This is a genomic window from Verrucosispora sp. WMMA2044, from assembly GCF_027497155.1.
GTDB lineage: Bacteria > Actinomycetota > Actinomycetes > Mycobacteriales > Micromonosporaceae > Micromonospora > Micromonospora palythoicola.
On sequence record NZ_CP114913.1, the window covers coordinates 390,119 to 412,848 of the forward strand.

Annotated in this window: 25 protein-coding genes; 18 read left to right on the forward strand and 7 right to left on the reverse strand. The window is 72.2% G+C overall.

Translation table 11 applies throughout. From position 1 onward, the window contains the following. Positions 1 to 80: 80 nt before the first annotated feature. From O3597_RS01825 to O3597_RS01855, 7 genes are all read left to right on the forward strand, one after another. A complete protein-coding gene (locus O3597_RS01825; RefSeq protein WP_281603092.1) occupies positions 81 to 791 on the forward strand; it encodes an SOS response-associated peptidase in 711 nt (236 codons plus the stop codon). Positions 792 to 988: 197 nt separating this feature from the next. Further along, entirely contained in the window at positions 989 to 1,381 is a 393-nt protein-coding gene (locus O3597_RS01830; protein ID WP_093405204.1) for a WhiB family transcriptional regulator, read from the forward strand. A gap of 41 nt (positions 1,382 to 1,422) precedes the next feature. After that, the gene (locus tag O3597_RS01835) at positions 1,423 to 2,034 is read left to right on the forward strand and encodes an alpha/beta family hydrolase (RefSeq protein WP_281603093.1); all 612 of its coding nucleotides are present in this window, start codon (positions 1,423 to 1,425) and stop codon (positions 2,032 to 2,034) included. 248 nt (positions 2,035 to 2,282) lie between these two features. Next, positions 2,283 to 3,098 carry a sigma-70 family RNA polymerase sigma factor gene (locus O3597_RS01840; RefSeq protein WP_281603094.1) on the forward strand — a complete coding sequence of 272 codons (816 nt, stop codon included), beginning with the start codon at positions 2,283 to 2,285 and terminating at the stop codon, positions 3,096 to 3,098. Between the two features lies 1 nt (position 3,099). After that, on the forward strand, positions 3,100 to 3,387 hold the full coding sequence (gene rsrA / locus O3597_RS01845; protein WP_164447727.1) for a mycothiol system anti-sigma-R factor: 288 nt from the start codon (positions 3,100 to 3,102) through the stop codon (positions 3,385 to 3,387). Between the two features lie 356 nt (positions 3,388 to 3,743). Next, a complete protein-coding gene (locus O3597_RS01850) occupies positions 3,744 to 3,959 on the forward strand; it encodes a biotin/lipoyl-binding carrier protein (protein ID WP_164447726.1) in 216 nt (71 codons plus the stop codon). Next, positions 3,956 to 4,459 carry a GNAT family N-acetyltransferase gene (locus O3597_RS01855; protein ID WP_281603095.1) on the forward strand — a complete coding sequence of 168 codons (504 nt, stop codon included), beginning with the start codon at positions 3,956 to 3,958 and terminating at the stop codon, positions 4,457 to 4,459. The genes O3597_RS01850 and O3597_RS01855 overlap by 4 nt, the downstream gene beginning before the upstream one ends. Before the next feature lie 13 nt (positions 4,460 to 4,472). Here the strand turns inward: O3597_RS01855 and O3597_RS01860 are convergent, their stop codons facing one another. Then, entirely contained in the window at positions 4,473 to 5,051 is a 579-nt protein-coding gene (locus tag O3597_RS01860) for a TetR/AcrR family transcriptional regulator (protein WP_164447724.1), read from the reverse strand. Positions 5,052 to 5,165: 114 nt separating this feature from the next. Here O3597_RS01860 and O3597_RS01865 point away from each other — a divergent pair, with 114 nt between their 5' ends. Then, complete coding sequence (locus O3597_RS01865) at positions 5,166 to 6,752, forward strand: MDR family MFS transporter (RefSeq protein ID WP_281603096.1); 1,587 nt, start codon at positions 5,166 to 5,168, stop codon at positions 6,750 to 6,752. 87 nt (positions 6,753 to 6,839) lie between these two features. Here O3597_RS01865 and O3597_RS01870 read toward each other — a convergent pair whose 3' ends face one another. Then, positions 6,840 to 8,525, reverse strand: coding sequence for a tetratricopeptide repeat protein (locus tag O3597_RS01870; protein WP_348650320.1), 1,686 nt, complete (start codon positions 8,523 to 8,525; stop codon positions 6,840 to 6,842). Positions 8,526 to 8,719: 194 nt separating this feature from the next. On the opposite strand from O3597_RS01870, the gene O3597_RS01875 reads away from it, so the two are divergent. Together O3597_RS01875 and O3597_RS01880 are read left to right on the forward strand one after the other, a co-directional pair. Continuing rightward, positions 8,720 to 9,751 carry an SIS domain-containing protein gene (locus O3597_RS01875; RefSeq protein WP_164447922.1) on the forward strand — a complete coding sequence of 344 codons (1,032 nt, stop codon included), beginning with the start codon at positions 8,720 to 8,722 and terminating at the stop codon, positions 9,749 to 9,751. Positions 9,752 to 9,776: 25 nt separating this feature from the next. Beyond that, on the forward strand, positions 9,777 to 11,324 hold the full coding sequence (locus O3597_RS01880; RefSeq protein WP_281603097.1) for a PAS domain-containing sensor histidine kinase: 1,548 nt from the start codon (positions 9,777 to 9,779) through the stop codon (positions 11,322 to 11,324). Positions 11,325 to 11,391: 67 nt separating this feature from the next. Here O3597_RS01880 and O3597_RS01885 read toward each other — a convergent pair whose 3' ends face one another. Further along, on the reverse strand, positions 11,392 to 12,891 hold the full coding sequence (locus O3597_RS01885; RefSeq protein ID WP_281604448.1) for a glycosyltransferase family 39 protein: 1,500 nt from the start codon (positions 12,889 to 12,891) through the stop codon (positions 11,392 to 11,394). 389 nt (positions 12,892 to 13,280) lie between these two features. On the opposite strand from O3597_RS01885, the gene O3597_RS01890 reads away from it, so the two are divergent. The 4 genes from O3597_RS01890 (at position 13,281) to O3597_RS01905 (ending at position 16,691) form a co-directional block, all read left to right on the forward strand. Continuing rightward, positions 13,281 to 14,972, forward strand: coding sequence for a nitrite/sulfite reductase (locus O3597_RS01890; protein ID WP_164447720.1), 1,692 nt, complete (start codon positions 13,281 to 13,283; stop codon positions 14,970 to 14,972). Continuing rightward, a complete protein-coding gene (locus tag O3597_RS01895; RefSeq protein WP_166458566.1) occupies positions 14,969 to 15,130 on the forward strand; it encodes a hypothetical protein in 162 nt (53 codons plus the stop codon). Before O3597_RS01890 ends, O3597_RS01895 begins: the two co-directional genes overlap by 4 nt. Further along, positions 15,127 to 15,891 (forward strand): phosphoadenylyl-sulfate reductase, encoded by a 765-nt coding sequence (locus tag O3597_RS01900; protein ID WP_164447719.1) that lies wholly within the window; start codon positions 15,127 to 15,129, stop codon positions 15,889 to 15,891. The genes O3597_RS01895 and O3597_RS01900 overlap by 4 nt, the downstream gene beginning before the upstream one ends. 89 nt (positions 15,892 to 15,980) lie before the next feature. Beyond that, positions 15,981 to 16,691, forward strand: coding sequence for a CbiX/SirB N-terminal domain-containing protein (locus tag O3597_RS01905; RefSeq protein WP_281604449.1), 711 nt, complete (start codon positions 15,981 to 15,983; stop codon positions 16,689 to 16,691). A gap of 158 nt (positions 16,692 to 16,849) precedes the next feature. On the opposite strand, the gene O3597_RS01910 is transcribed toward O3597_RS01905, so the two are convergent. Beyond that, the gene (locus O3597_RS01910; RefSeq protein ID WP_007072794.1) at positions 16,850 to 17,107 is read right to left on the reverse strand and encodes a WhiB family transcriptional regulator; all 258 of its coding nucleotides are present in this window, start codon (positions 17,105 to 17,107) and stop codon (positions 16,850 to 16,852) included. 444 nt (positions 17,108 to 17,551) lie between these two features. After that, positions 17,552 to 18,496 (reverse strand): diacylglycerol kinase family protein, encoded by a 945-nt coding sequence (locus O3597_RS01915; protein WP_164447718.1) that lies wholly within the window; start codon positions 18,494 to 18,496, stop codon positions 17,552 to 17,554. 42 nt (positions 18,497 to 18,538) lie between these two features. On the opposite strand from O3597_RS01915, the gene O3597_RS01920 reads away from it, so the two are divergent. Then, positions 18,539 to 18,928, forward strand: coding sequence for a hypothetical protein (locus O3597_RS01920; RefSeq protein ID WP_164447717.1), 390 nt, complete (start codon positions 18,539 to 18,541; stop codon positions 18,926 to 18,928). A 16-nt stretch (positions 18,929 to 18,944) separates the two neighbouring features. Here the strand turns inward: O3597_RS01920 and O3597_RS01925 are convergent, their stop codons facing one another. Then, entirely contained in the window at positions 18,945 to 19,352 is a 408-nt protein-coding gene (locus O3597_RS01925) for an anti-sigma regulatory factor (protein ID WP_164447716.1), read from the reverse strand. Between the two features lie 212 nt (positions 19,353 to 19,564). Next, complete coding sequence (gene sodN / locus O3597_RS01930) at positions 19,565 to 19,969, reverse strand: superoxide dismutase, Ni (protein WP_093405250.1); 405 nt, start codon at positions 19,967 to 19,969, stop codon at positions 19,565 to 19,567. Positions 19,970 to 19,994: 25 nt separating this feature from the next. Between sodN and O3597_RS01935 the strand changes: the two genes are divergently transcribed. From O3597_RS01935 to O3597_RS01945, 3 genes are all read left to right on the forward strand, one after another. Then, positions 19,995 to 20,387: a S24/S26 family peptidase gene (locus O3597_RS01935; RefSeq protein WP_281603098.1), complete on the forward strand. Its 393-nt coding sequence runs from the start codon at positions 19,995 to 19,997 to the stop codon at positions 20,385 to 20,387. A gap of 135 nt (positions 20,388 to 20,522) precedes the next feature. Further along, entirely contained in the window at positions 20,523 to 21,701 is a 1,179-nt protein-coding gene (locus tag O3597_RS01940; RefSeq protein ID WP_281603099.1) for an NADP-dependent malic enzyme, read from the forward strand. A gap of 65 nt (positions 21,702 to 21,766) precedes the next feature. Beyond that, positions 21,767 to 22,729, forward strand: coding sequence for a zinc-binding dehydrogenase (locus tag O3597_RS01945; protein ID WP_281603100.1), 963 nt, complete (start codon positions 21,767 to 21,769; stop codon positions 22,727 to 22,729). The last annotated feature ends 1 nt before the right edge of the window (position 22,730 follow it).

The window sequence follows — 22,730 nt, forward strand, 5'->3', positions numbered from 1 at the left end:
GGTCCCGGTGGCGCTAGGGTCACCGCCACTCCCGGTGAGCGGGACAGCCGCCCGGCGGACCGCGCGCTAGCGTGAGCGGCATGTGCGGTAGGTACGCCACGACCCGCGGCGCCGGTGACCTGAGCGGCCTGTTCGAGGCGGTCGACGAGACCGCGGGCGGGCTGGTCGCCGATCACAACGTCGCGCCGACCGATCCGGTGCCGCTGGTCCGCATCGGTGCCGCGGGGCACCGGGCGCTCTCGCGGGGCCGCTGGGGTCTGGTACCACAGTGGTCCCGGTCGCCCACCGGCGCGGCCCGCATGATCAACGCGCGTGCCGAGACCGTCGCCACCAGCCGGGCGTACGCGCCGTCCTTCGCCCGCCGCCGGTGTCTGGTACCCGCCGACGGCTGGTACGAGTGGGTGCGGCTGGCCGACGGTGCGAAGCAGCCGTACTACATGACCCCACGCGACGGCTCGGTGCTCGCCTTCGCCGGCATCTGGTCGGTCTGGGACCGCCCGGACGCGACGCTGCTGACGTTCAGCGTGCTGACCACCACGGCCCTCGGCGAACTGGCCGAGGTGCACGACCGGATGCCGTTGCTGCTGCCGCCCGAGCGCTGGGCGACCTGGCTGGACGACGGCGCGGACCGGGCCGAGCTGCTCGCACCGCCGCCACTGGACTGGCTGGCCCGGTTGGAGGTGCGGCCGGTGGGGCGGGCCGTGGGCGATGTACGCAACGACGGTCCCGGACTGACCGCCCGGGTGCCGCTGACCCGTCCGGGTGAGCCGGCGGAACCGACGCTCTTCTGATCGCGCCCCGGCACATTGTCGCGAGTGATTTGCTGCGATTGTGGGTGAAAGGTGACTCGAACCTTCTGCCAACTTCCCGGCGAAGTCTTGTCCCCGTGTGCGCAAATGCGATACAACACAGCGCCGGTGGTGGGTGTCGTTCACGTCGGGTGAACGATCTCTATCGATGTTGCTGGTCCCACGGGGGAGGTGGGTGGATGACACGGGCGCGTATGCCCCGTCCGCACGAGGTGGCCGCCGCGCGACGTGATCCGCGACTGTTGCGGGCGTTGCGTGAGCGGCGACAGGACGAAGCCTGGCGTACCAGGGGCACCTGTCAGAGTGTCGACCCGGAGACGTTCTTTCCGGCGCCGAACGAGCCGGCCGACGCGGCGGTGGCCCTGTGCCGCAGCTGCGACGTGCAGGGCTCCTGTCTGGCGTGGGCGCTCGAGGTCGGCGACTGTCACGGGGTCTGGGGTGGCACCACCCCACGGGAGCGGCGGGCGATGCTCGTCGCCTGGCGCAGCGAGGTGCAACCCGATCCCGATGCCGCCGGTGAGCCCGGCCCGCCGGTGCGCGACCGGCTGCTCACCCTGGTGCCGTTGAGCTGACCGACGGGCGTGGTCCCGGTCGAAACGGGTTCAATGGGGCGGTGCCGCATGACGTCCTCGACACTCCGCGCGGACCCGCTCGGGTCGACACCGACGAACCGTCCGGTCCGTCCCGAGCCCTGCTGGTGCTCGGGCACGGGGCCGGTGGCGGCGTCGACGCCCCGGATCTGACCGCCCTGCGCGACGCGGCGGTGGCCGCCGGGTTGGTGGTGGCGCGGGTGACCCAGCCCTACCGGGTCGCCGGCCGGCGCGCACCGGCACCGGCCGGGCACCTCGACGAGGCGTGGTCCGTCGTGCTGACGGCGCTGCGGCAGCGGCAGCCGGGCGTACCGCTGGTGGTGGGTGGCCGTTCCAGCGGTGCGCGGGTGGCCTGTCGGACGGCGCGCACGGTGGGCGCCGCCGGGGTGGTGGCACTCGCCTTCCCGCTGCACCCGCCCGGTCGACCGGACCGGAGCCGGGCCGGTGAGCTGGTGACCGGTGTGCCGACCCTGGTGGTGAACGGGGATCGGGATCCGTTCGGTGTGCCGGAGCCGGGCCCGGGGGTGCGGGTGGTGGTCCGGTCGGGAGAGCGGCACGACCTGCGGGGCGACCCCGTCGGTACGGCCGCCCTGACGGTGGACTGGCTGCGTGAGCACGGTTGGGCCGGTGCCTGACGCCACTGGGCTGCCTTCGGGCCACCACGTCACCGGTGCCGTGTCCGCCGGCCGCGCCGCTTCGTTGCACCCGGTGGTGTCCCAGTGCCCGGTCCGGGCGGCGACACCGGGCTCCCAGGCCCTTCCTGGTCCCAGCTTCGGTCGCACCGCCGGGGCGGGGACCAGGAACGCCCGGGTCCGAGCCGGAATGTGTCGGCCCATGGCACGCGTTGAACACCTCGGACAACCACTGTGCGAGGGGGTGACCGGTGCCGACCGAGATCCGGAACCGGGGACAGGACGAGCGGGAGGCACGGCAGCTCAGAAAGCTGCTTGCCGGCCCGAACTGGCCGGCGGCGGTACCACCGGTCGAGGTGGCGACGGGCACACCCGTCGGAACCGAATCTTCCGGAAGGTCGGTGCGCGTATCCTCGGCGGGGAAGCATCCAACCCGAGGGGATGTGCGGTTGACCACGGAGAAGACGGACGAGCGCAGGGCCCGGTTCGAACGGGACGCGATGCCATTCGTCGATCAGTTGTACGCGGCCGGCCTGCGGATGACGCGTAACCCGGCGGATGCCGAGGACCTGGTCCAGGAGACCTACCTGAAGGCGTACGCCGCCTTCCACCAGTTCGAGCAGGGCACGAACCTGAAGGCCTGGCTCTACCGGATCCTGACCAACACCTACATCAACTCGTACCGCAAGCGGCAGCGCCAACCGGTGCAGGCGCCCACCGACGAGATCACCGACTGGCAGTTGGCCGAGGCTGAGTCGCACACCTCCAGCGGGCTGCGGTCCGCCGAGACCGAGGCGCTCGACCGGCTGCCGGACAGCGACGTCAAGGAGGCCCTCCAGCAGCTGCCGGAGGAGTTCCGGCTGGCGGTCTACCTGACCGATGTCGAGGGCTTCTCCTACAAGGAGGTCGCCGACATCATGGGCACGCCGATCGGCACGGTGATGTCGCGGTTGCACCGTGGACGTCGTAATCTGCGCAAGCTGCTTGAGGGGTACGCCGCGGAGCGGGGCTTCTCCGCGGCCCAACCGGCCCGGAGCTCGACCGCCGCCACCGGCCGGGAGGTGTGACGTGAGCTGTGGAGACCCGCACGAGACGGACTGCCGTGAGGTGCTCGCGGAGGTCTACCTCTACCTCGACCTGGAATGCGCGCAGGAGCGGCGGACGTTGATCCGGCACCATCTCGACGAGTGCGGCCACTGCCTGCGCGAGTACGGCATCGAGCAGGAGGTCAAGGCGCTGGTGGCCCGCTGCTGCGGCAACGAGTCCGCGCCGGACGAGCTGCGCGAACGGCTGCGGGTACGGATCAGCGAACTCGTCGTCTTCGAGACCAGCGAGTCGCGCGAACTGGCCGACTGACACACGCCGGTGCCCGGGTCGATTCCGACCCGGGCACCGTTGCGTCCGTCGTCCGATCGCGGCGGGCAGCCGCCCGCCGGCTCAGGAGTTGGGGCGCTTGCCGTGGTTCGCGGCGCTCTTCTTGCGGGCCTTCTTCTTGCGGGCCTTCTTCGCCATGGTGACCTCCTCGTGATGGCCGGATCGGGCTGCGGACGACCCCCGTCACCGGAGCCGGTCGCCCTCGCCGACGTCGGGTCTGACCCGTTGATGCTAGTGCCGACGGTACGGGCGGACCGCTGCCGGGGCCGCTCCGCGCCCGCTGGCCGTCCGCTCATGATTGGATACGTCGCAGGAGCCGCGAGGAAGGGGCCGCAGAGATGGCCGAGGAGATCCGCGCCGAGATGGTGGCGAACGTCTGGAAGGTCGTCGCGTCGGCCGGGGACGCCGTGTCCGAGGGGGACACCCTGGTGATCCTGGAGTCGATGAAGATGGAGATCCCCGTGATCGCCGAGTCCGACGGCGTGGTGCAGCAGCTCGCGGTCAACGAGGGCGACGTGGTGCAGGACGGTGACCTGATCGCGGTGATCGGTTGAGTGGCCTGCTGATCCGTCCGGCCGAGCCGGCCGACTACGCCGGGGTCGCCCGGCTCACCGTCGCGGCGTACGAGGCCGACGGTCAGCTCAAGGGCGAGACCGGCTACGCCGACGTGCTGGCCGACGTCTCCGCCCGGGCGGAGCACGGTGACGTGCTGGTGGCCGTCGACCCGGCGAACGGTCACCTGCTCGGCTCGGTCACCTTCGTGCTGCCCGGCACCCGGTACGCCGAGATGTGCGCCCCGGGGGAGGCGGAGTTCCGGATGCTGGCGGTGGACCCGACCGCGCAGGGACGGGGAGCCGGCGCGGCGCTCGTCGAGGCGTGCGTGGTGCGCGCGATCGAGCTGGGCTGCACCGCGGTGACCATCTGCGTACGCGACGGCCACGCCGAGCCGGCGCACCGCCTCTACCGCCGGCGCGGCTTCGTCCGCCAGCCCGACCGGGACTGGAGCCCGTTCCCCGGGGTGGACCTGCTCGCTCTGCGGCTGCCCCTCGGCTAGCCGACGTCGCGGCTCACGGCCGGGCGGGCGGCGCGGCGATCGCGGCGAGCAGCTCGTCGGCGACCTCCAGGGCCACCTGCTTGCGCTCGGTGTCGGTGATGTCCGGTGTGCGTACCGCGAACCAGCTGCTGTGCACGGCGAACAGGGCCAGCACGGCACGGAGCTGGGCGCCGGGGGAGTCGTCGCCCTGACAGAGGGCGGTGGCCAACCGGAACATCCGGTCGCGCAGCTCCCGGCCGGCGGACAGGCTCTTCAGCGCCGTCTGGTTCTGCTCGAAGAACCGCATCACCGAGGGCTGCTCGCCGCTGAACATGGCGTCGGCGTACCGCTCGATGACGGCTCTGCGGGTGGCCAGCGTGGCCGGCTGACTCTCGGCCCAGGCGATCAGCGCGTCCATCCGCTCCAGCCGGTCCTCCACCACGCTGGAGACGATCTCGTCCTTGCTCTTGAAGTGGTAGTAGAGCGCGGCCTTGGTCACCCCGAGCCGCTCGGCCACCTCACGCAGGGACGTCGCCTCGTAGCCCTGCTCGGTGAAGAGCTCCAGCGCCACGGCCTTGATCCGCTCGCGGGTGCCGCCTGTGCTCTGACTCACCCCTACCTGCCAATCCGGTTGACCGTCGTTGCCTGTCCAACTTACCGTCCGGCTAGTAAGGTAACTAGCCGGGCGGCAAGTAAGTGCGCCGCATCTCGGGGGGAGAGCTTACCGATGGCCCAGCAGAACCAGACCGCCGTGCGACCCAATGTCCGGGTCGTGCTCTTCGGTCTGATGATCGCCATGATGCTGGCGATGCTCGACAACATGATCGTCAGCACCGCGTTGCCGCGCATCGTGGGCGAATTCGGCGGGCTCAACCACTTCACCTGGGTGGTGACCGCGTACGTGCTGGGCACCACCGTCTCCACCCCGATCTGGGGCAAGCTCGGCGACCTCTACGGCCGTAAGGCGGTCTTCCTCACCGCAGTGGTGATCTTCCTGGTCGGTTCCGCGCTGTGCGGCATGGCCGGGTCGGGCTTCCTCGGCGGCGCCGACGACGGCATGGTCCAGTTGATCGCCTTCCGGGCCGTCCAGGGTCTGGGCGCCGGTGGCCTGATGGTCGGTGTCATGGCGATCATCGGCGACCTGGTGCCACCCCGCGAGCGCGGCCGCTACCAGGGCATGATCGCCGGGATCATGGCGATCGCGATGGTAGCCGGTCCGCTGGTCGGCGGCTTCATCACCGATCACCTCTCCTGGCGCTGGGCCTTCTACGTCAACCTGCCCCTGGGTGGTGTGGCGCTGGTGCTGCTGATCGCCACCATGCACCTGCCCAAGTACCGCACCGAGCACCGCATCGACTGGGTCGGTGCCGCCCTGCTGTCGATCGGCATCACCGGGATCGTGCTGATCACCACCTGGGGTGGCAACGAGTACGCCTGGGTCAGCCCGCAGATCCTCGGCCTCGCCGTACTGGCTGTCGCGGCGCTCGTGGTGTTCGGGTTCGTCGAGCGGCGGGTTCCTGAGCCGATCCTGCCGCTGCGGCTCTTCGCCAACCGGAACTTCGCCCTCATCTCGGTGATCGGCTTCCTGCTCGGCTTCGCGATGTTCGGCGCGATGAACTTCCTGCCCCTGTACCAGCAGACCGTGCAGGGTGCCTCGGCCACCAACTCCGGCCTGCTGCTGCTGCCGTTGATGTTCGGCATGCTGCTGGTCTCGCTGGTCGTCGGCCGGGCGATCACCCGCACCGGGCGGTACCGGATCTTCCCGATCGTGGGCGGCGTGGTGATGACCGCCGGGCTCGCCCTGTTGAGTCTGCTGGAGGTGGACACCAGCAGATTCTCCTCGTCGCTCTACATGCTCGTGCTCGGTGCCGGCATGGGCTTCCTCATGCAGACCTCCATGCTGATCGCGCAGAACAGCGTCGCTCAGAAGGACCTGGGGGCGGCCAGCGGCGCGGCCACCTTCTTCCGCTCCATCGGCGGGTCGTTCGGGATCTCCCTGTTCGGCGCCATCTTCGCCAACCGGCTGGCTGGTTCGGCCGCCGGTGGCGCGTTCAGCGGTGGCGGCGAGGCCGGCGCGGCGATGAACATCGAGCAGTTGCGGGAACTGCCGGCGCAGGCCCGCGAGGTGGTGCTCGGCGGGCTCGCCGACGCGATCTCGCACGTGTTCCTCTGGGCGGTGCTCTTCGCCGCGGTGGTTCCGGTGCTGGCCTGGTTCATCCGGGAGATTCCGCTGCGCACCAGCAACGAGCCGGAGTCGGACGCGAGTCGGCAGGAGCAGGCCGAGACCGAGCTGGCCCGGGCACCGGCCGTCTGACGGCGACCAGGGACCGCCGCGGCGCGTCCGGAGGGCGCGTTCCGGCGGCGGACGTCCCCGGCGGGGTGTCACGGCGCTCGGGACTCGTCACGCCGATCGACGGAGCAGACGGCGTAGCAGGGCGCGTAGGGCCCGCGTGGCGCCACGCCGCTTGCGGACGGTCACTCCGGCCAGCGTCCGCGCGGTGGCGATGGTCTCCGGATCGAGGTCCGGCGTGGCCAGCGCCAGGTGTGCCAGCGAGGCCGCGGTGGGCACCGGATGGTGCCGAACCGCCGTGGCCACCGCCGCCAGCCGCTCGGTGACCAGTGCGGCCACGTCGGTGCGGACCGACGGATCCACCCAGGCGGCGGTCACCAGGGCGAACAGGGCCGCCTCGGCGACCTCCGGCACCTCGTGCGCCAGCTCCACGAGCACCCGTCGCCGGGTGGAATCGGGCCACGGCTCGTCGGTGCGGTGGTGCAGCAGCCCGAGGCAGGTCCAGACCTGCACGCAGCGCAACCACAGCGCCGGGTCCTGGCCGGCGAGCACCCGCCCGAGCGCGGTCTGCGGTGTCTCGGGCGGATGGGCCAGCAGGCCGAGCAGGTCGGCCAGGTCGAGCGTGGCCAGGCCGACCGCCGCGTCGTAGGCCGCCGGTGGGTGCGGCCAGGCGGGGTGGGCGAGCTGGCGCAGGCGGCGGGCGGCCTCCGCCGACGGCGGCGACGTTAGACGCGCCGCCACCGTCGGCTTTGACCCGTCGGCGGGCCCGGTGCCGGGTCGCCCGACCGTTGCGGCGGTCCCGGTTGCCGGTGGTGCCGGCGTCACCTGCCCCAGCCAGGGACGGCCACGGCAGCATTCGGCCAGGTCGCCGTGTTCGTGCGAGTCGTCCGGGTGGTCGCGGACGAAATCCGCCAGCGCCACCAGGTGCCGCACCTCACCATCGCGTTGGAATCGCAGGCGGTGTGCCGTGTGCACCGCACAGTCGAAGGACGGGTTGCGGGCCAGGGCGCGCTCGATCCACCTGAGCGCCTCGTCGAGCCGGCCGTGGTCGGCCAGGGTGCCGGCGATGTCGGCGTACACCGCGAGGTCGTCCGGGTCGTGCTCGACGGCGCGGCGCAACGCGGCGAGCGCCTCCCGGGTCCGGCCGGCGCTGCGTAGCGCGTATCCGAGCCACACCTCGCCCATCTTCGACGGCGCTGCCCGTACTCCCCGGCTGGCCCAGCGGACCGCGAGCGGCACCTCCTCCACCCGCCGGGCCAGCGCGGACGCCGTGCCCAGCAGCAGCGCGTGCTCCGGGTGGACGGTGATCGCGTTGCGGGCGAGCGTCAGGTACGGCGACAGGGCGGCCCGGTTCGGTGGCGCGACCGGGTCGGGCACGGCGGCGCAGACCTGCATCAGCACCCGGGCGGCCTGCTCGGGTCCGAGACGCTCGGCCAGCTCTGGCGAGGTCACCCAGGGCACGCCCGCCCAGTCCGCCCCCGGTGCGTGGGCGGTGGCGGCGACCAGCAGATCGAGGCCCTCGGCCGGTCGGCCGGCCGCGGCGAGCAGATGTGCCCGGGCGACCACGGCACCGACGAAGGTGTGGTGCTGCAACGGGAACAGGCCGATCCCGCCGTCGCCGCTGGCGGCGGCCAGCCGGGCGAGGGTCTCGTGCACCTCGGGCAGCGTCGGTGCCCGGGCCAGCGCCGCCGCGACGTGGTCGGCGGCATGCGTCAGCTCGCCGGAATCCAGGGCCCGCCGGGCCAGGATCAGTTCCTCCGTCGCCGGCAGCGCCCGGTCGTCCGTTCCCTCGGCCACGTGGTCCTCTCACTCGTTGGTCCCGGCTGCGCGGTGAGGTCGGGTCAGCGTAGGTGACGAACCCCAGTTTTGGTGATCCACTGCGCACTACTGCTCATTTGATTGCTGAGACTGGATCAAAGATGCAAGACTGAGCAGCAATCGCGCGGATATCGCGCAGGGGAGGAGTTTTCGTGACGCGCCCAGGCAGCGGCATGGCCGCCGACATCGACGAGCAGCCGGCCGGTTACGAGCGATTGCTCTCCACCGAGCACGCCACCCCCATCGCCCGGGTGGCCGCGGCCATCGCCGAGCGTCGCCCCCGGCATGTGGTGTTCACCGCACGGGGCACCTCGGACCACGCCGCGCTGTACGGCGCCTATCTCAGCGAGATCCGCCTCGGCCTGCCTGCCGGCCTGGCCTCGCCGAGCGCGGTCACCCTCTTCGGTGCCCGGCCGGACCTCTCCGACGCCCTGGTGGTCGGGGTCAGCCAGAGCGGCGGATCCCCCGACCTGACGGAGGTGCTCCGGGCCGCCCGCGACTCCGGTGCCCTCACCCTGGCCGTCACCAACGCACCGGACTCCCCGTTGGCGACCACCGCGGAACTCGCCATCGACATCGCGGCCGGGCACGAGCGGGCGGTGGCCGCCACCAAGACCTACACGGCCGAGCTGCTCGCCCTGCTGATGCTGGTGGAGGGGATCCGGGCCGGTGACGGCGCGCTGCCCGCCGAGGAGCGCCGGGCGCTGGCCGACCTGCCTGAGTTGGCCGCCCGTACCCTCACCGACCCGGTCGCGGCACAACTCGCGCCGCGCTACCGCTTCGCCGCCCAGATCGTCACCACCGGCCGGGGGTACGCGTACCCGACCGCCCGGGAGGCGGCGCTGAAGCTGATGGAGACGTCGTACCTGCCGGCGCTGGCGTTCTCCGGCGCCGACCTGCTGCACGGCCCGTTGGCCATGACCGACCCGGACGTGCCGGTGCTGGCGGTGGTCGGCTCGGGACCGGGCGGACGGTCGATGGGCGAGGTGCTGCCCCGGCTCGGTGAGCGCCGCGCCGACGTGGTGGTGGTCGGCTCCGCCGCGATCGACGGAGCGACCCGCCTCGCGGTGCCCGAGGTCGACGAGCGGTACGCCCCGCTACTGGACATTCTGCCGTTGCAGCGGCTGGCCCTGGCGCTCGCCCTCACCCGGGGGGAGGATCCGGACGCGCCGCGCGGGTTGAAGAAGGTCACCGCGACGATGTGACGGTCGGCGTGGCACGCTGGTCGGCGTGTCAACGCTGCGCGATCTCGCCGAGGAGCACACCCGCCTGCGCCGGGTCGACATCGACCACCTGCACCGCATCGCCGGTGACTGGCAGTTGCTGTCCGACCTCTCCTTCGCCGACCTGCTGCTCTGGGTTCCGGTCGACGGTGAGGGCAGCTTCCTCTGCGTGGCCCAGGTGCGCCCGACCACCGCGCCCACCGCGTACCAGGACGATCAGGTGGGACGGATCGTCGGTGGTCCGGAGGTGGCGCACCTGGAGGTCGCCTACGGGCAGGGGCGCATCTGGCGGGAGGGTGATCCGGTCTGGTACGGCGACGTGCCCGCCCGGCACGAGGCGATCCCGGTCCGGCTGCGCACGGCCGACGGCGAGTCCGGCGAGGTGATCGCCGTGGTGGGCCGGGACACCAACCTCTCCACCGCGCGTACCCCCAGCCAGTTGGAGCTCAACTACCTGACCACCGCCGACGACCTGGCACAGATGATCGCCGACGGCACCTTCCCACCGCCCCGGCACCCGGGCGAGACCACCTCGGCGCCTCGGGTCGGTGACGGGCTGGTGCGGCTGGACGCCGGCGGCAAGGTCACCTACGCCAGCCCCAACGCGCAGTCGGCGTACCGGCGCCTGGGTCACGCCTCACTCCTGGTCGGCGAGGACCTCGCGGTGCTGCACCGGCGGCTGGCCGGCGATCCCCTGGACGGCACCGACGCCGCCAACGGCATCCTTGCCGCGCTGCGCGGCGAGGCGCCGCCCCGCCGGGAGATCGACGCGCGTGGGGCGACCATGCTCACCCGGGCCCTGCCGCTGATGCCCGCCGGCGTGCCGATCGGCGCGCTGGTGCTGGTCCGCGACATCACCGAGGTACGCCGACGCGACCGCGCGCTGATCACCAAGGACGCCACCATCCGGGAGATCCACCACCGGGTGAAGAACAACCTGCAGACGGTGGCGGCACTGCTGCGCCTCCAGGCCCGCCGGGTGGCCATGCCGGAGGCGCGGGTGGCCCTGGAGGAGTCGGTACGCCGGGTGGCGTCGATCGCGCTGGTGCACGAGACGCTCGCCATGTCCAGCGACGAGGCGGTGGAGTTCGACGGCATCGTCGACCGGGTGGCCAACGCGGCGACCGAGGTGGCGGCGACCGAGGTGACCGTCGCGATGCGTCGTACCGGCACCTTCGGCGTGCTGCCGGCCGAGATCGCCACCTCGCTGGTGATGGTGCTCAACGAGCTGCTGCTCAACGCCGTCGAACACGGCTTCCCGCCGGCCGATGACGACGCGCCGGTGCCCGCCGGGCCGCCGAAGCCCGAGGTGGTGGTCTCGGCGCACCGGCTCCGCCGGATGCTCAACGTCACCGTGACGGACAACGGCCGGGGCCTGCCGGCGGGATTCGACGCCGAGGGCGGCGCCAAGCTCGGCTTGCAGATCGTCCGGGCGCTGGTCACCGGGGAACTGCGCGGCACCATCGAGTTGCGTCCCGGTGCCGACGGTGGCACCGAGGCGTTCCTGGCCCTCCCGTTGGCCCGCAGCGCCCCCGAGGGCCGCGGCGGCGGTTGACCTCCTGCCCGTGCTCCGACAGTTCCGGTTCCGGTGCGTTCGCTGTCGGGGAAGGACGAGCCGACGGTCAGCCGCGTCGGGTCAGCAGCGCGAGCGTGATGCCGGAGTGTGGCCACACCCGGGCCACCGCGAAGCGGTCGCGGAGCGCGTCGCCCTTGACGCCGGGCACGGCAGCCAGTGGCTCGGATCGTCGTCCGGCCAGCACCAGCCAGACCCGGTCGACCTCGGCCAGGCACTCCGTCGGCCGGTCACACTCGGCGGCCCACAGGTCACCCCGACGTTCCTGCCCCTCGACCAGCAACGCGTCCTGCGGGGTCCGGCCGCCGAGGTGATAGCGCAGGCCGAGGTCGAGAAAGAGCCAGCTGTCGCGGGGTGAGTAGACCACCGCGTCACCGGGCCGCCGACCGCTCCCGACGATCTCGGCCACCGCCCGGTAGTCCACGGTCGCGCTGCGTGGCCACTCGTGGGTACGGCGCAGCGCGGCCTGGTCGGGCAGGCCGAGCAGGCCGGTCAGGGCCACCACCGCGAGCGCGGCGGGCAGCCGGGCGGAGGCCAGCGCCGCGCCGGCCAGCAGGCAGCCGAAGGGCACCACGAAGACCAGATAGCGGGGCACCCAGAGGGGGACGACCAGTCCGGCGAGAAAGAGCAGCAGCACCGGCGCCAGGACGCAGCTCACCGGCAGCAGCCCCCGGCGGCCCGCCCGAGCCGCGCCGAGCGCGGCGAGTCCGAGCAGCACGCCGCCGACCACACTGCTCTGCGTCACCCCGCCGGCCAGCGCGGCCAGGTCGCCGGGTCGGGCGGCGTCCACCCAGTCGAGCTGCCGGGCCCGCTGGCCCCGGGCGATCAGGGCCAGCGGCACCACCGCCGCGGCCACCGGCACCAGGGCGGCGAACCACCACCGGACCACCCGGCCCGGTACTGGCGGTCGCCGCTGCCCACCGTCGCTCGACCTGTCACTCCGGCCACCGGGTCCGCCGTCGGCCCGGACCGCCCTGGTCGCGGTCAGCACGGCGACCGCGTGGGCGGCGAGCAGGGTGAGGGCCACCAGGTGCGTGAGCCCGAGGGCGGTGGTCGCTGCCGCGTAGCCGGCCCAGCGCCGCCGGCTGGGCCGGCGCAGCGCGTCGACCAGCAGCAGCGTGCTCAGCACCGCGAGCGCGCCGGCCAGGGCGTACGGCCGCGCCTCCTGGCCGTACCGGGAGGTACCCGGGAGCACCGCGAACAGCAGGCCGGCGAGGGTGCCGACGCGGGCGTCCCACAGCCGGTGTCCGAGTACCGCCGTCAGCCCGGCGGTCGCGGCCATGGCCAGGGCGGAGGGCAGGCGCAGGGCGGCCACCGAGTCGCCGGCCACCGCCAGCCAGGCGTGTACGAGCAGGTAGTAGGGGCCGGTGGCGGCGTCGATGGTGCCGGCCAGGCGGAACAGGCCGCTCAGACCTCGGGTCGCCGCACTCCAGGTCGCCAACTCGTCGCGCCACGGCTGGGCGGCGTCCAGGCCGGCAAGCGTCGCCAGCAGGGTGGCCGTCGCCGGCACCAGCCACACCGGCACCGAGCGCAGTCGCCCGCCGCTCAGCCGGACGCCGATCCCAGTAACCGGAATCGACTTGTTGGACAAATCGCCCACATTGCGAGCCTGCCACACGGTGACGCTCGGGGGAGCCGGCAGCGACCGCCCGTGATGTGGGATCGCGCACGTGACCATTGGCCGGCCCGCCCGAGGTGTGGCAGCATGACGTTCATGACTGCCGCTGTCGTGCGCCGCTTCGTGGCTCGACGCCACGTTGATTACGGCCGCGTGCGTAGCGCCATCTGTCCGGCTCACTGACGACGCCCGACCATCCCTGCCTCGGGCACGCAGCGCGCCGGCCGTGCAGAGACATCGCTGTCCACGGTCCCTCCGGGAACCGGTCGTCGCGCCCGCTCAGCCCCACCGAGGCGCAGCAGACAACGGAGGACGCCGCGATGGCAGTCAGCGAGATTCCGGCCCGCCCGCCGCGGGCGCCCCGGCGCCCCCGTGGGGAGGGCCAGTGGGCGCTCGGGCACCGGGAGCCTCTCAACCCCAACGAGCGGATCAAGAAGGACGACGACCCGCTGAACGTCCGGGCCCGCATCGAGAACATCTACGCCCACCGTGGCTTCGCCTCCATCGACCCGCAGGATCTGCGCGGGCGGTTCCGGTGGTGGGGCCTGTACACCCAGCGGAAGGCGGGCATCGACGGCGGACGTACCGCCGTGCTGGAGCCGCACGAGCTGGAAGACGAGTTCTTCATGCTGCGGGTACGCGTCGACGGCGGCCAGCTCGACCTGACCCAGCTGCGCACGATCGCCGAGATCTCCCGGGAGTTCGCCCGGGACACCGCGGACATCACCGACCGGCAGAACATCCAGTACCACTGGATCCGGGTCGAGGACATGCCGGAGATCTGGCGGCGGCTGGAGTCGGTCGGGCTGCAGACCACCGAGGCGTGCGGTGACTGTCCCCGGATCGTGCTGGGCAGCCCGGTGGCCGGGGTGGCCGAGGCCGAGCGGATCGACCCGACCCCCGCCATCGACGAGATCGTCAAGCGGTACGTCGGCGACAAGCAGTTCTCCAACCTGCCGCGCAAGTTCAAGTCCTCGATCTCCTGGCTGGTGGACACCCCGTACGAGGCGAACGACATCGCCTTCCTCGGTGTCGACCACCCGGAGCACGGCCCGGGCTTCGACCTGTGGGTCGGCGGCGGCCTGTCCACCAACCCGATGCTGGCCCAGCGCCTCGGCGTCTGGGTTCCGCTGTCCGAGGTGCCCGACGTCTGGGCCGGCGTGGTGGGCATCTTCCGTGACTACGGCTACCGGCGGCTGCGCCACCGCGCCCGGCTGAAGTTCCTGGTCGCCGACTGGGGGGTGGCGAAGTTCCGCGAGGTGCTGGAGAAGGAGTACCTCGGCCGGACGCTGCTCGACGGCCCCGCACCGACACTGCCGGAGCGGCCGATCGACCACATCGGCGTGCACCGGCAGCGCGACGGCCGTGACTACGTCGGCGCCGCCCCGGTGGTCGGGCGGGTCTCCGGGACCCAGCTCGCCCGGCTCGCGGACGTGGTCGAGGCGCACGGCAGCGAGCGGGTGCGGCTCACGCCGTACCAGAAGCTGCTGGTGCTCGACGTGCCGCCGGAGCGGACGGAGTCGCTGGTCGCCGGCCTGCGGGAGATCGGCCTGGAGGCCCAGCCGTCGGCTTGGCGGCGCGGCACCATGGCCTGCACCGGCATCGAGTACTGCAAGCTCGCCATCGTCGAGACCAAGGCGCGCGGCGAGGAACTGGTGGCCCGGTTGGAGCAGCGACTGCGCGACTTCGACGCGGACATCTCCATCCACATCAACGGGTGCCCCAACGCCTGCGCCCGCACGCAGGTCGCCGACATCGGCCTCAAGGGGCAGTTGGTGACCGGGCCGGACGGGAGTCAGGTGGAGGGCTTCCAGGTGCATCTCGGCGGTGGGCTCGGCATGGCCGAGGGGCGCACCGCCGGCTTCGGGCGCAAGCTGCGCGGCCTGAAGACGACCGCCGAGGAGCTGCCCGGGTACGTCGAGCGGCTGGCCGAGCGCTACCTGGCCGGCCGGACCGAGGGCGAGACGTTCGCCAACTGGGTGATTCGGGTCGACGAGGAGGAACTGCGATGAGTGGTGAGACTCGTTCCGTGCCGCTGTACTGCCCGTACTGCGGCGAGGAGGATCTGCGGCCGAGTGAGACCGGGCATGGCGCATGGGAGTGCCACGCCTGCGCACGGGTCTTCACGGTCCGGTTCAGTGGCCTGCTCTCCCGGGCAGTGAACCGGTGAGCGCCCTGGTCTCCGCCGCCGGCCTGGGCCTGGTCGGCACCACCGCCGTGGCCACCGCCGATCCGTCCCGACGCGATCCGGACGAGCTGCGGGTGCTCGCCGAACGGGCCGGCCGGGAGTTGGAGGGCGCGCCCGCGCCGGAGATCGCGCGGTGGGCGGCGGAGACGTTCGGGGACCGGTTCTGCGTGACCAGCTCGATGGCCGACGCCGTCCTCGCCCACCTGGTCTCGCGGGTCGCACCCGGGGTGGACGTGGTGTTTCTCGACACCGGGCTGCACTTCCCGGAGACCCTGGCCGTCCGCGACGAGGTGGCCCGCACGCTCCCGGTGAACGTCCGCTCCATCCGGCCGCGACTGACCGTCGGCCAACAGGATGGCCAGTACGGACCGCGGTTGTTCAACAGGTCCCCGGACGAATGCTGCCAGCTACGCAAGGTGGAACCGCTGGAGCGGGCGCTCACCGACTATGACGCGTGGGCCGCCGGCCTGCGTCGCGACGAGTCGCCGACCCGCGCCAACACGCCGGTGGTCACCTTCGACGCGCGGCGGGGGAAGGTGAAGGTCAATCCGATCGCGGCCTGGACGCAGGCGGACGTCGACGCGTACATCGCCAGGTGGAACGTGCCGGTCAACGAGCTGTTCCGGCGCGGCTACGGCTCGATCGGCTGCTGGCCGTGCACCCGGCGGACCGGAGCCGGTGAGGACCCTCGGGCCGGTCGCTGGGCGATGTTCGAGAAGACCGAGTGCGGGCTGCACCTCTGACCGGAGGCGCCGGCCCGGCCTTGCCAAGCGACCCTCGGCCGGCCGGCGCGCCGGGTTCGGTTGGTGGTTCCGGGCCGGTTGGCGAGCCGCTGCTGCTGGTCGCCCATGGCAGCCGCGATCCGCGCGCGGCCGACGCGACCAGGGCGCTGGCTCGGGCGGTCGCCGCCGCGCGCCCGCGGGTGCCGGTGTTGGCGAGTTGGCTCGACCACACCGAGCCCGGCCCGACCGAGGCGCTACAGGGGCTGGCCGCAGCCGGGCATTCCCGGGCGGTACTGGTGCCGCTGCTGCTGACCGCCGCCTACCACCGCCGGGTCGACATCCCGGCGGCGGTGGCGGCGGCCCAGCGATCCGGCCCACCGATCGAGGTGCGGGTCAGCGACGTGCTCGGGCCGGTGGGGGGCGAGGTGGACCCGGCGCTGCTGGCCGGGCTGCGGCGACGGCTGGACGAGGCGGAGCCGGGCGCGTGTGACGCTGTGGTGCTGGCTGCCGCGGGCACCCGTGACGCCGCGGCCCGGGGGTCCGTCGGCCGGGTGGCCGCCGCGTTGGGCGCGGCCCTGAACCTCCCGACCCGGGTGTCGTACGCCTCGGCGGCGCCGCCGGATGCCGGCGCGGCGGTGACCCGGCTCCGGGCGGCTGGCGCGCGCCGGGTGGCCGTTGCCGCCTATTTCCTGGCCCCCGGGCTGTTCCATGATGCGGTGACGGCGTCTGCCCGGGCGGCTGGCGCGATCGCCGTGGCGTCCCCGTTGACCGACGCGCCAGACCTGGTGGACCTGATCCTCCGCCGAACCACCCCCACCTGACCACTCTGCCGCTCGGGGGCCGTGCAACTTCAGGGTTGTTGCCGCCTCATTCCCGTCGAGGCAGCACTATCAGGAAATTGTGGGGATCATGAGCGGGCAGCAGAACGCCCCGGCGGGCTGAGCCGGCCGGGGCGTCTCGCTTCGTACGTGTGTGGTGGTCAGGCGGAGTGAGCGCGCAGCACCCGGAGGCCGCCGCGACGCTTGACGGCGCGCCGCTCCTCCTCGCTCATCCCGCCCCAGACGCCAGCGTCCTGACCGGATTCCAGCGCCCACTGCAGGCACTGGTCGGTCACGGAGCAGCGCCGGCAGACGGCCTTGGCCTGCTCGACCTGCAGGAGAGCCGGACCGGACGTCCCGATCGGGAAGAACAGCTCCGGGTCCTCGTCGCGGCAGACAGCATGGTGACGCCAGTCCATGGCGGCAACACTCCTCATTCTGGATGGGTGGCAGATGTTGCTTGTTGGTGCTTTTCCTATATGCATCCGCATTGCCGATGGTGACGGTTCGCGTCCGCCATTTCGGCAGTGCGTGAGCAGGCTGTTGGCCCCGGGGGCCTGCTGGAAAAGCTCAACGTGCCGAGCATGTCCAGGCAATATCCCGGTAACTCAAGTTCGCTTGTGAATACTTTCACGAACTCACGCGATGTCAAGGGTGACGCTCGGAAAAACTCCGGACGGTGAGCAAGCCCACAACCCATTTGTCCGGGTTCCAGATCTCTCCGGCTACCCGTCGTACCACAGTCGAGGATCAATATAGTACAGTCCGCCGAACATTGCTGACATTTCCGGCATCCGTCCCGGGTGTCGCAGTCGTCGCGCCGGGGGTGCCGCCGACCACCTCACCCCGGTGGTACCGGAGACCTAACAGATTACTCTGAGTGCGGCGGGAACGCTTGTGAATCTGACTTTTTCCCGCTCGCCAAGATAGTCACCGTCGAGCTGAAACGCCTGCGGACGGCTCGCGACCAGCGTGAACTCGGCCACGTCGTGCAGCCGCAGCACCTGGCGACCGCGTGGATCGGGCGTCGGCGAGAAGAATTGCGTCACGGTGCGTGTCGTGCTGGCAACGCCTAGCTGGCGCAGGGCCAGGACGTCGAGCCCCAGATCGAACGACGCGCCCGGATTCGGGTTGACCTCCCGGTCCCCGACGTACGTCCACGGGGCGGTGTTCTGCACGATGATCGTGGCCAGCTCACCCTCGGTCGCCTCGCCCGGACGCTCCAACTGGATCGCCGGATGCCGGCGCTCGCTGCCCAGCAGGAACTGCGCGCTGAAGGCCCGGAAGTAGAGCGAGGGGGAGGAGACCCGGCCCCGGCGGCGCGCCTCCTCGACCCGGTGGATCACCGACGCGTCGAGCCCGAAGCCGGCGCAGAAGGTGAAGTAGCGGTCGTCGGCCCGGCCGAGACCGATCGTGCGGCGCCGGCCCAGCCGCAGTCCCTCCATGATCATGCTGGCGCCTTCCGGCCATTCCCGGGGCAGGCCGAGGGCCCGCGCGAAGACGTTCGTCGAACCGCCCGGCACGGTGGCCAGGGCGGGTAGCCGGTCGGCGGTCGGTTCGGCGCCACCCGCGGTGGTCGCGGTCATCAGGCCGTTGACCACCTCGTTCACCGTGCCGTCGCCACCGAGGGTGACCACCGCGTCGACGCCCTCCTCGGCGGCCTCCCGGGCCAGCGTGGTGGCGTGGCCGCGCTGGCGGGTGTAACGCACGGAGAGGTCGACCTCACTGCGCAGCGCTCGGACGAGGACGTCACGCGCACGCTCACTGGTGGTGGTGGCCTTCGGATTGACCAGCAGGACGGCCCGCATGGGCGGCACAATACCCCGCACCGCCACCGGTATCGTGACCGCGTGACCATCGACTCCGACCCGGCCCCCGTCACGCTCCGTTTGGCGGTGCGGCTACTGCGCGGCCAGGCGGTCGCCGTCGGGCTGGTCGCCGCCTGGCTTGTCTTCGCGGATCTGACCGCCACCACCACCGACCTGACGTCGGCGCTGCTGGTGACGGCCTTCGCCATCGGTGCCGCGGCCGCCCTCTGGGCGCTGAGCGGCGCACTGCTGCGTCGGCGGGCCGGTGCCCGCGCGCCGGCCATCGTGCTTCAGCTCATGCTGTTGCCGATCGGCTGGTTCATGATCCAGGGCGGGCTCGGCTGGCTCGGCGTGCCGCTGATCGCGCTCGGCGTCGGTGTCACCTGGTTGCTGGTCAGCCCGCCCACCACCCGCGCTCTGGGCTTCGAGTGACCTGACCGGACCCCGGTCACCAACCGGAGGCGCGCCGGGTGAGCAGCGAGATGGTCGCCCGGCCGTCGGCCGCCCGCGCCCCCGCCGAGGTGGTCAGCGCGGTGAGCACCTTCCACGCGAACGACGACTCCGCCGGCAGCCGGGCACCGGGCACCGTCGGCACGGTCACCTCGACGGTGAGCGCGTCCTCGGTGACCGAGAAGCGGCAGTCCAGCTCGGCATCCGCGGCGGCGATGGCGAGCAGCATCGCGCACGCCTCGTCGACCGCGATGCGCAGGTCCTCGATCTCGTCCAGGGCGAACTGGAGACGGGCCGCGAGGCCGGCGGTGGCGGTTCGGAGCACGCTCAGATAGCCGCCGTCCGCGGGCACGGTGAGGTGCACGATGTCGTCGTCGGTCGTCGGCTGGCCGGTCAGTTGAGTCACCACTCATCCCCCCGGTCGGGGACTCTACCCGCTCGGGCCGCCATACGGTTGATGACGCCTCAGCGCGGCGTGCGAGCGACACGGGTGAACCACATCGGAGCGCCGTTCGGGAGCGGGGCCGAGGACCAACGCGTCGGCGGTCGACGCGTCCGCGAGGGACACGTCGACCGCCGACGCGATGAACCAACCTCAGGTGCCGTACGCGGGCGACGTCACGCCTGCTTGGTCTCCCAGAAGATCTTGGAGATCTCGTCGATCTTCTGGAGCAGCTCGTCCGCCTTGGTCGGGTCGGTGGCACCCTTGGCGCCGGCCGCGCCGGCCAGCTTGGTGGCCTCGTTGAAGAGCTGGTGCAGGTGCGGGTACTTCTCGAAGTGCGGGGGCTTGAAGTAGTCGGTCCACAGCACCCAGAGGTGGTGCTTGACCAGTTCGGCCCGCTGCTCCTTGATCAGGATGGCCCTGGTGCGGAACTCCGGGTCGGTGTTGGCCTGGTACTTCTCGCAGATCATTTTCACCGACTCGGCCTCGATGCGGGCCTGCGCGGGGTCGTAGACACCGCAGGGCAGGTCGCAGTGGGCGCTGGCGCTCACGCGGGGCGCAAGGATGCGTGGAAGTCGCATCGGGATCCTCCATGGGAAGTTTGCGATGATCCAAGACGACATTACTCCTGGACGGTGGTCCCCGAGGCGGCTGGAGGTGAAACCCGTGCCCGCGCCCCGGCTGCGGTGGCCGCTGTCGGCCGTGCTGGTGACCGGACCCTCCATGGTGCCCACGCTGCGCCACGGCGACGCGGTGCTGGTGCGCCGGGGCGGCCGGGCGCCCCGGCCCGGTGACGTGGTGATCGCGGTGTTCCGCAGTCGACCGGACCTGCTGGTGGTCAAGCGGGCGGTCCGCCCCGTCGACGGCGGCTGGTGGCTGGCCGGAGACAACGGCCTGGTCACCGACGACTCCCGCGCGTACGGCGTGGCTGACGTGCGGGGCCGGGTGGTGGCCCGGTACTGGCCCCGGCCCGGCCGGGTGCTGCCAAGACCGTTATGAACCTGCTCACATACTGGACCCCCGAGCGTGGCTATGCTCGGAAGTGCCCGGGTGACCCCCCGCACCGCCGCCGCTCGCTCGCCTCACCGTGCGCCCGACCGGCCGGCCCAGTTGCTCGATTCTTCTGGAGTCACCATGTCTTCGTCCACCGTGGACCCTGCTGATCCCGTCTTCCAACTGCACCGCGGCGGCAAGATGGCCGTCGTCTCGACCGTGCCGCTGACCAGTCGGGACGACCTGTCCCTCGCGTACACCCCGGGTGTGGCCCGGGTCTGCGAGGCGATCGCCGCCGACCCGGACCTCGCCCACGAATACACCTGGGCCTCGCGCGCCGTCGCGGTCGTCACCGACGGCTCGGCCGTACTCGGTCTCGGCAACATCGGCCCGAGCGCAGCGCTGCCGGTGATGGAGGGCAAGGCCGTGCTGTTCAAGCAGTTCGGCGGGGTCGACGCGGTACCGGTCTGCCTGGCCACCCAGGACGTCGACGAGATCGTCGCGGTGGTCACCGCGCTCGCGCCGTCGTTCGGCGGCATCAACCTGGAGGACATCAGCGCTCCCCGGTGCTTCGAGGTGGAGCAGCGACTCGACGAGGCGCTGGACATCCCCGTCTTCCACGACGACCAGCACGGCACCGCGATCGTCGTACTGGCCGCGTTGCGCAACGCCGCGACGCTGCTCAACCGCAAGCTCGGCGACCTGCGGGTGGCCGTCAGCGGCGCGGGAGCGGCCGGCGTGGCGGTGACCAGGATGCTGGTGGCCGGTGGCGTGGACCCGGAGCGGGTGGTGGTCTGCGACTCCCGGGGCATCATCTCCCGGCAACGCACCGGCCTCACCGGGACGAAGGCCGAACTCGCCGAACTGACGAACGCCGACGGCCGGCACGGTGACGTCACCGAGGCGCTGCGCGACGCCGACGTGCTGATCGGGGTCTCCGGCGGGCTGATCCCCGAACGGGCGGTCGCCGGCATGGCTCCGGGCGGCATCGTGTTCGCGCTGGCCAACCCCACTCCGGAGGTGGATCCGGAGGTGGCTGCCCGGCACGTCGCGGTGGTCGCCACCGGCCGCAGTGACTACCCGAATCAGATCAACAACGTGCTGGCCTTCCCGGGCGTCTTCCGGGGTGCACTCCAGGCCCGAGCCAGCCGGATCACCGACGCCATGAAGGTCGCCGCGGCCGACGCGATCGCCTCCGTGGTGGCCGAGTCGCTCACGCCGGAGGCCATCGTGCCCTCGCCGCTGGACCCACGGGTGGCACCGGCGGTCGCCGACGCGGTGGCCGAGGCGGCCCGCCGGGACGGCGTGGCCCGCGCCTGAGTTGTGAGAAGGGCCCTGTCCACGCGTGCACAGGGCCCTTCTTAACGGGCGCTCAGCTTGTTACGGTGCGGATCATGCGTGCCGCCTTCGCCTCCCGTTTCGACGACGCCGACCCGCTCGCCGCGCTCACCGTCGGTGAACAGCCCGAGCCGAGCCTGCCCGACGACGGCTGGGTGACGCTGCGCGTCACGGCCAGCTCGCTCAACCACCACGACCTCTGGTCACTGCGCGGCGTCGGGCTCCGCGCCGAGCAGTTGCCGATGATCCTCGGTTGCGACGCGACCGGGGTGGACCCGGACGGCAACGAGGTGGTCGTGTACCCCGTCGTGCCGACACCTGGCGACCCGCGCGGGATGTCCATCCTCTCCGAGTACTTCCCCGGCACGCTCGCGGAGCGGGTGGCCGTACCCCGGTCGAACCTGCTGCCGTTGCCGGCGGGGCTGCTGGCGACCGACGCCGCGTGCCTGCCGACGGCCTGGCTGACGGCCTGGAGGATGCTCACCACCAAGGGTCGGGTCGACGACGCCGAGGCCGTCCTGGTCCAGGGCGCCGGGGGCGGCGTGGCTACCGCGGCCGTCGCGCTGGCCGCCGCGATGGGCAAGCGGGTCTACGCGACCAGCCGCGACGCCGCCAAGCGCGAACGCATCGCCGAGCTGGGCGCGACCGCCGTGGAACCGGGTGCGCGGCTGCCCGAACGGGTGGACGTGGTGATCGAGACGGTCGGTGCGGCCACCTTCGACCACTCGCTGAAGTCGGCCGCCCTGGGTGCCCGGATCGTGGTCTCCGGCGCGACCGCCGGCCACGAGCCGACTGTCAACCTGCGCCGGGTCTTCGCCATGCAGCTGGAGATCCTGGGCACCTCGATGGGCACTCCCGACGAACTGGCCGCCCTGCTGGCGTTCTGCGCCGAGCGGAAAGTGCGCCCCGTGATCGACAGCGTGGTGCCGTTCAGCCGCGTCGGCGACGCCTTCGCCCGGCTGCACTCCGGTGACGTCTTCGGCAAGGTGGTCGTCGACCACACCGCGTGAG

Coding starts and splice junctions, on each gene's coding strand:
- O3597_RS01825 (WP_281603092.1), top strand. CDS start 81: ATGTGCGGTAGGTACGCCACGACCCGCGGCGCCGGTGACCTGAGCGGC.
- O3597_RS01830 (WP_093405204.1), top strand. CDS start 989: ATGACACGGGCGCGTATGCCCCGTCCGCACGAGGTGGCCGCCGCGCGA.
- O3597_RS01850 (WP_164447726.1), top strand. CDS start 3,744: ATGGCCGAGGAGATCCGCGCCGAGATGGTGGCGAACGTCTGGAAGGTC.
- O3597_RS01865 (WP_281603096.1), top strand. CDS start 5,166: ATGGCCCAGCAGAACCAGACCGCCGTGCGACCCAATGTCCGGGTCGTG.
- O3597_RS01875 (WP_164447922.1), top strand. CDS start 8,720: ATGGCCGCCGACATCGACGAGCAGCCGGCCGGTTACGAGCGATTGCTC.
- O3597_RS01890 (WP_164447720.1), top strand. CDS start 13,281: ATGGCAGTCAGCGAGATTCCGGCCCGCCCGCCGCGGGCGCCCCGGCGC.
- O3597_RS01895 (WP_166458566.1), top strand. CDS start 14,969: ATGAGTGGTGAGACTCGTTCCGTGCCGCTGTACTGCCCGTACTGCGGC.
- O3597_RS01910 (WP_007072794.1), bottom strand. CDS start 17,107: ATGGACTGGCGTCACCATGCTGTCTGCCGCGACGAGGACCCGGAGCTG.
- O3597_RS01915 (WP_164447718.1), bottom strand. CDS start 18,496: ATGCGGGCCGTCCTGCTGGTCAATCCGAAGGCCACCACCACCAGTGAG.
- sodN (WP_093405250.1), bottom strand. CDS start 19,969: ATGCGACTTCCACGCATCCTTGCGCCCCGCGTGAGCGCCAGCGCCCAC.
- O3597_RS01935 (WP_281603098.1), top strand. CDS start 19,995: ATGATCCAAGACGACATTACTCCTGGACGGTGGTCCCCGAGGCGGCTG.
- O3597_RS01940 (WP_281603099.1), top strand. CDS start 20,523: ATGTCTTCGTCCACCGTGGACCCTGCTGATCCCGTCTTCCAACTGCAC.